The following is a 5,900-nucleotide window of genomic DNA, read 5'->3' on the forward strand; positions in this document are numbered from 1 at the left end:
CGCCGGAAGTGTCCGGCGGGGCCCGCGCAGTCTCGGAGGGGGATCGGGGAGGATGTCGCCGGACGCAGCTCGCCCGTTGACAAGGAGGGTTCTACAGGACGGATTTCAGCATGTCAACGACTTTATTCCTATTTTCTTGGGCGCCCCGCAGCGCCCGGTCGAGCCCGTGCGGCGTGATGGCGAAGGGCGCGCCGGCGCCCAGCAGTCCACGGCACACCGCGACGCAGGAATAAGGCGTCAGGGGCGGCAGCCAGCGGCCCCGGGCCGGGCCGGGGGTGAAGGGTCCGCGAATGGTCAGTCCGGCACGGCGATAGAAGCCTGGCAGGTCGAAGGCCGCTGGCACGCCCGGCCGCGTCACCAGCAGACGTCCGGACAGCGGCTCGATCACGGTCCAGCCCTGCTCGTCGTGAAGGGCGGCGAAGCAATGCCGGAAGCCGGGGCGCAGCAGCCGCAGCCAGCCCTGATCCGCCTGGCCGCCGAATCCGATCCAGACCCTCTGCGGCTCGGCCAGGGCGTGGCGCGGCGAAAGGCGCGCCCCGAGAGCAGGGCGAGGCGTCACGCCGGGGTCCGCAGCGGCCACTCCACCACCACTGCCTCCTCGGTCAGGTCCATCCCCGGACCCTCGACGATGCCCTTCATCCGCAGCGGCCATTCCAGGCGGCGCAGCGCCTCGGTCCAGATGCGCCAGTCGTTCTTCTCGCGCGCGTAGCGGGGGTTCGGCGCCTCGCCCCGCTCGCCCCAGATCCGCAGGATGCGGGCATGCACGAGATCGATGCGGCGCTGGCGGTAGAGGCGGTCGAGGCATTTCACCACGTCGTCGGGCTCGCAGGGGCGAAGCGCCCGGCCGGCGCCGGCGACGATGCGCGCGCCGTCACGGCGCGCCACCAGCGCGGCCATGGTCCAGATCCAGGCTTCCTCCGCGCTGCGGAAGGGCTCGGCACGGCGCATCGAGGCATAGATGGCAGTGGTGCTGCGGGGGGCGGTGGCCATGAGCGTTCTCGCCAAATAGTTGAATACCGCCCAACCATTGCGATTCTCTTAATAGGTGTCAACACCTATTTGTGATGATGTTCCTATTGCAATCAGACCGGAAGCCTAGGATATTCCGCCCATGCGTCATGACGACATCTGGCGGGCGGTCGATGCCCTGGCCGCGGAGCACGGTCTCTCCCCTTCGGGCCTGGCCCGCAAGGCCGGGCTGGACCCGACCGCCTTCAATCCCTCCAAGCGCCTCGGCGCCGACGGGCGGGCGCGCTGGCCCTCGACGGAGAGCATCGCCAAGATCCTCCTGGCCACCGGCACCGACATGGACAGCTTCGCCTCCCTGGTCACCGGGACCCCGGCCCTGCAGTCCGGCGCCCGCAGCGGCGCGGCGGGGCGGCGCATCCCGCTGATCGGCCTGGCCCAGGCGGGCGGCGACGGCTACTTCGGTGATGGCGGCTACCCGGTCGGCGGTTCCTGGGACGAGATCAGCACGCCGGAACTTTCCGACCCCAATGCCTATGCGCTGGAAATCTCGGGCGAGAGCATGGAGCCGGTGTTCCGCGATGGCGACATCGTCATCGTCTCGCCCAATTCGCCGGTGCGGCGGGGCGACCGCGTGGTGGTGCGCACCCAGAAGGGCGAGGTGATGGCCAAGCAGCTGGTGCGGCAATCCGCCCGCCGCGTGGAGCTGGCCAGCCTCAACCCGGCGCATCCCAACTACAATTTCGACCTCGCCGAGCTGGCCTGGATGCACCGCATCCTCTGGGCGAGCCAATAGGCGGCCCGATGGGCGATCCGCTTCAGCGCGGCGGCGCCTCCCGCCCCAGCGCCTTCAGCACCAGCTCCGGGTCGCTCTCCGCCGGGCATACGAGGTAGCGGTCCTGCCCCAGCGGCAGCGCCGCCAGGCCGGTATCCTCATAGGCCCGCAGCAGTTCCGGCCCGACCTGCCAGAAGGCATGGGCCACGCCGTTGCGGTCGCAGAGGTCGCGGAAGCGCCAGATGGCGGTGATGCGGGCCGAGGCATCGCCGGCCGGGTCGCCGATGCCGATCCAGACCTGCTCACGCCGGACGAAGGCGAAGCCGGCGCCGCGCCCGCCCTCGACGAAAAGGGCGCCATCGCCCTCCGCCGGCACGCGGGCCCCGAGCGCGGCCAGCCGCGCCCGCGTCGCCATGTCGTAGGAGGGCGCGCGAATCCGCGCCGGCCGCAACAGCCGCGCCGCCGCCGCCAGCAGCAGCACGCCGCAGAGACCGACGGCGAAGCGCAGGGTGTGTGGCGCCTCGTCCGAGAAGGGCACTTCCCACCAGGGCTCGTGCGACACCGGCCCTTCCCAGGCGATGCGCGCCAGCACCAGGGCGGCGGCCGCGCTGGCGGTCAGGGGCAGCAGCGTGCCGCGGGCCAGCGGCTCGCCGGTCAGGCGGGCGTCGCGGTAGAAGGCGGTGCTGAAGCAGGCCAGCAGGCCACCCAGCACGGCGAAGCCGCCGGAGATCCACCATGGCTCGCCGCGCAGCAGGGTGATGAAGCAGCCGAGCAGCAGCAGCACGATGCCGCCGATCCAGCCGATCCTCAGTCGCCGCACCATGCCATAGGCGACCACCAGCAGCAGCGAGCCGATCAGCGAGGCGGCGAACTGGCTGGCCAGCGCGGCCCAGTCCCCGGCCCAGACGGCCAGTTGCGAGCCGCGCGCCGGCAGGGCGCCGATGAACAGCAGCACGCCCCCGGCCAGGCCCGAGAGCCCGGCCAGCACCGGGCCTTCCAGCGCATCCGTCACGCGGGCCTCGGCGCCGAATCCGCTCAGCAGGTGGCGGCGCTGACCGATCTCGAAGCCGGCGAACAGGATGCCCGCCAGGAAGAGCGGGATGATGTAGTAGAAGAAGCGGAAGATCAGCAGGGCGCCGATGACCTGCGGCGCCGGCACATAGGGCGCGAGCCCGACCAGCACCGCCGTGTCGAAGACACCGAGGCCGCCGGGCACATTGGCCGCGAGCCCCGCCGTGTAGGCGGCGAGGTAGATGCCGAGGAACCGCGCGAAGCTCAGCCCCGGCGCTTCGGGCAGCAGAACGTAGAAGATCATTGCCGTCACCGCGACATCCACGCCGGCCAGCAGGGTCTGGGCGCAGGCCATGCGGAAGCCGGGCAGGTCGATGCGGTGGCCGAAGACGGTGAAATGCGGCAGCAGGCGGGAGAGCAGGATATAGGTCGCGACCACGCCGAGCAGCGCCACGCCGACGGTCTGCATCGCCCAGTGCGGCAGGTTCTCGGCGATCCATGGCACCACCTCCGGCTCCCAGATCAGCACCATGCCGCCCAGCGCCATGCCGCCCAGGCCGAAGGTCAGGCTGGTGAAGGCGATGACCTTGGCGATCTCGCCCGGGGTCAGCCCCCATGCCGCGTAGAAGCGGTAGCGCACCGCCGCGCCGGAGACGGCGGCGAAACCGAGGTTGTGCGCCAGGGTATAGGCGCAGAAGGAGGCCAGCGAACTGCGCGCGTAGCTGACGGGCTTGCCGGCATAGACCGAGCCGAGGCGGTCGTAGATCGTCAGCACCGCATAGGCGAGCAGCGTCCAGCCCGCCGCCACCCAGAGCTGCCGGCCCGGGATGGCGTCCAGGGCGGCGCGGACATCCGCCATGGAGAGGTCGCGGAACTCCCGCTGCACCACATAGAGGGCGCCGACCAGCAGGGCGAGGCCGAAGACCGTCGGCCCGTGCCGGCGCAGCAGGCCGATTGCCCGGCTCACGCCCTTGCCGTCTCCGCCGCGACCGCCTCCCGCGGTGGTCGGGTCAGCGCCTCCTCGATCAGGCGGATGGTCTCCGGCACCCCATAGGCGGCGGCGAGGCTGCCGAAGCGCGGCCCCTGATCGGCGCCCACCAATACCTGGTACAGTGCGTTGAACCAGCCGCGCGAGACGCCGTTCGAGCCGTCCTTCATCTTCTGGATGAAGGGCTCACGCCGGCCGGCGTCATAGACGTCGACCTGGATGCGCTCGGCCTGCGGCAGGCCGGGCGGCAGCGCCTCGATCTCCTGCCGGTGCGCGCGCAGCAGGTCGATCAGCGCCTGGAAGCAGGGCCGCTCCTCCGCGGTCGGCGCGCGCGGCGTGAGCCCGGGCAGCACGAAGTCGCGCGCATAGGCCACGGCATACTCGACCAGCTGGCCCAGCAGCGGCTGCGTCTCCGGCGTGGCGCCGGGGGCGTAGTTGCGCACGAACTTCCACAACCGCTCCGGCGTGTCGGCGGCAGCCACCGTGGCGAGGTTCAGCAGCATGCCGAAGGTCAGCGGAGGTTCCGGCGTGTTCGGCACCTCGCCGCCATGGATGTGCCAGTCCGGATTGGCCGGGTCCTGGCTGGCGCGCAGCCGCTCCCGCTGCTGCAGGTACTCGTCCGTGGCGCGGGGGATGACGTCGAAATGCAGCCGCTTCGCCCGGCCCGGCTGCTGGTACATGAAATAGGCCAGGCTCTCGGGGGGGGCGTAGCGCAGCCATTCCTCGATCGTCAGCCCGTTGCCCTTGGACTTGCTGATCTTCTGGCCATTGGCGTCGAGGAACAGCTCGTAGGTCATGCTGACCGGCGGCTCGGCCCCCAGCACCCGGCAGATCGCCGAGGAGAGGCGGACGCTGTCGATCAGGTCCTTGCCCGACATCTCGTAATCGACGCCGAGGGCGAACCAGCGCATCGCCCAGTCGGCCTTCCACTGCGCCTTCACATGGCCGCCGGTCACCGGCGTCTCGAAGCGCTCGCCGCTCTCCGGGTCACGCCAGACGATGGTCCCGTCCTGGGGCCGTGTCTCCTCCACCGGCACCTGCATCACCACCCCCGTCCGCGGATGCACCGGCAGGAAGGGCGAATAGGTGGCGCGGCGGTCCGGCCCCAGCGTCGGCAGGATCACCTGCCGCACCTCCTCATGCGCCTCCAGCATCCGCAGCAGCGCCGCGTCGAACCGGCCCGAGCGGTAGTAGTCGGTGGCCGAGGCGAACTCGTACTCGAAGCCGAAGGCGTCCAGGAAGGCGCGCAGCCGGGCGTTGTTGTGGTGCCCGAAGCTCTCATGCGTGCCGAAGGGGTCGGGGATGGCGGTCAGCGACTTGCCGAGATGCTGCCGCAGCACATCGCCGTTCGGCACGTTGTCCGGCACCTTGCGCAGCCCGTCCATGTCGTCCGAGAAGGCCAGCAGGCGGGACGGCAGGCCGGTCAGGCGGGTGAAGGCATTGCGCACCCAGGAAGTGCGCGCCACCTCGCCGAAGGTGCCGATATGCGGCAGGCCGGAAGGGCCGTAGCCGGTCTCGAACAGCGCCGTTTTCTTGCCGGACGCGGCGAGGCGATCGGCGACCTTGGCGGCTTCCTCGAAGGGCCAGGCCTTGACGGTGCGGAGCGATGGATCGGCGGTCATTCCCGCCCCATGCCAGCGCCGCGTGCCGCGGTCAACGCGCCCAGTCGGCAGGGCGGCCAAAGCCACCCCGCGCGGCCATCACGATTGGAAAAACCCCGCTGGCGGCTGGCTTCGTTCGTGCTTTGCCCCTACTCTCCTCCGGTGACTGCCACCAAGGGCCGGAACGACGCCCTGCCCCCCCGCCTGGTGCTGCCGAGCGGCCCGGCCCTGGTCGCCCCGGCGCCCGGCAGCGCCGCGCTGCTCACCCCTGATGGCGAATTGTTCACCCCGCGCCCGGCCGAGTTGCCGGAGCTGCTGCGCGAGTTCGGCCCGCCCATCCTGGTCCATGCCCCGGCCACGGCACGGCGGCTCGGCCTGTCCGGCCTGCCCGGCGCCTGCGACCTGCTGGAGCTTTTCGCCTTCTGCCTGCCGGCCCAGCCGGCGCCGCCCACGCCGCGCGGCCTGGCCCTCGCCCTCGACCTGCCGGCGCCCGGGGATGCGGAAGCCGCCGCCGCGCTGCTGCCGGAGATCGCCGCCGAGCTGCTGCGCCGCCTGGCCC

General features: G+C 71.5%; 5 protein-coding genes and 1 pseudogene. 2 read left to right on the plus strand and 4 right to left on the minus strand.

The annotated features are described in order from the left end of the window. Nucleotides 1-91: 91 nt before the first annotated feature. Both ACVMLK_RS19605 and ACVMLK_RS19610 read right to left on the minus strand, forming a co-directional pair. Nucleotides 92-559 (minus strand): hypothetical protein, encoded by a 468-nt coding sequence (locus ACVMLK_RS19605; protein ID WP_457487376.1) that lies wholly within the window; start codon nucleotides 557-559, stop codon nucleotides 92-94. After that, nucleotides 556-990, minus strand: coding sequence for a hypothetical protein (locus tag ACVMLK_RS19610; RefSeq protein WP_457487377.1), 435 nt, complete (start codon nucleotides 988-990; stop codon nucleotides 556-558). Before ACVMLK_RS19610 ends, ACVMLK_RS19605 begins: the two co-directional genes overlap by 4 nt. Before the next feature lie 121 nt (nucleotides 991-1,111). Between ACVMLK_RS19610 and ACVMLK_RS19615 the strand changes: the two genes are divergently transcribed. Beyond that, on the plus strand, nucleotides 1,112-1,762 hold the full coding sequence (locus ACVMLK_RS19615; protein WP_198365934.1) for a S24 family peptidase: 651 nt from the start codon (nucleotides 1,112-1,114) through the stop codon (nucleotides 1,760-1,762). Between the two features lie 22 nt (nucleotides 1,763-1,784). Here the strand turns inward: ACVMLK_RS19615 and ACVMLK_RS19620 are convergent, their stop codons facing one another. Together ACVMLK_RS19620 and ACVMLK_RS19625 are read right to left on the minus strand one after the other, a co-directional pair. Next, entirely contained in the window at nucleotides 1,785-3,719 is a 1,935-nt protein-coding gene (locus ACVMLK_RS19620) for a lysylphosphatidylglycerol synthase domain-containing protein (RefSeq protein WP_198365933.1), read from the minus strand. Next, a complete protein-coding gene (locus ACVMLK_RS19625; protein WP_422921757.1) occupies nucleotides 3,716-5,362 on the minus strand; it encodes a lysine--tRNA ligase in 1,647 nt (548 codons plus the stop codon). Before ACVMLK_RS19625 ends, ACVMLK_RS19620 begins: the two co-directional genes overlap by 4 nt. 141 nt (nucleotides 5,363-5,503) lie before the next feature. Here ACVMLK_RS19625 and ACVMLK_RS19630 point away from each other — a divergent pair. Continuing rightward, nucleotides 5,504-5,900, plus strand: a pseudogene (locus ACVMLK_RS19630) (ATP-dependent DNA helicase); the annotation flags it as partial.

Source organism: Teichococcus aerofrigidensis, assembly GCF_054073225.1.

Bases quoted from the DNA above. Each gene is read 5' to 3' on its own strand.
- ACVMLK_RS19610 (WP_457487377.1), bottom strand. From the start codon at position 990: ATGGCCACCGCCCCCCGCAGCACCACTGCCATCTATGCCTCGATGCGC.
- ACVMLK_RS19625 (WP_422921757.1), bottom strand. From the start codon at position 5,362: ATGACCGCCGATCCATCGCTCCGCACCGTCAAGGCCTGGCCCTTCGAG.
- ACVMLK_RS19615 (WP_198365934.1), top strand. From the start codon at position 1,112: ATGCGTCATGACGACATCTGGCGGGCGGTCGATGCCCTGGCCGCGGAG.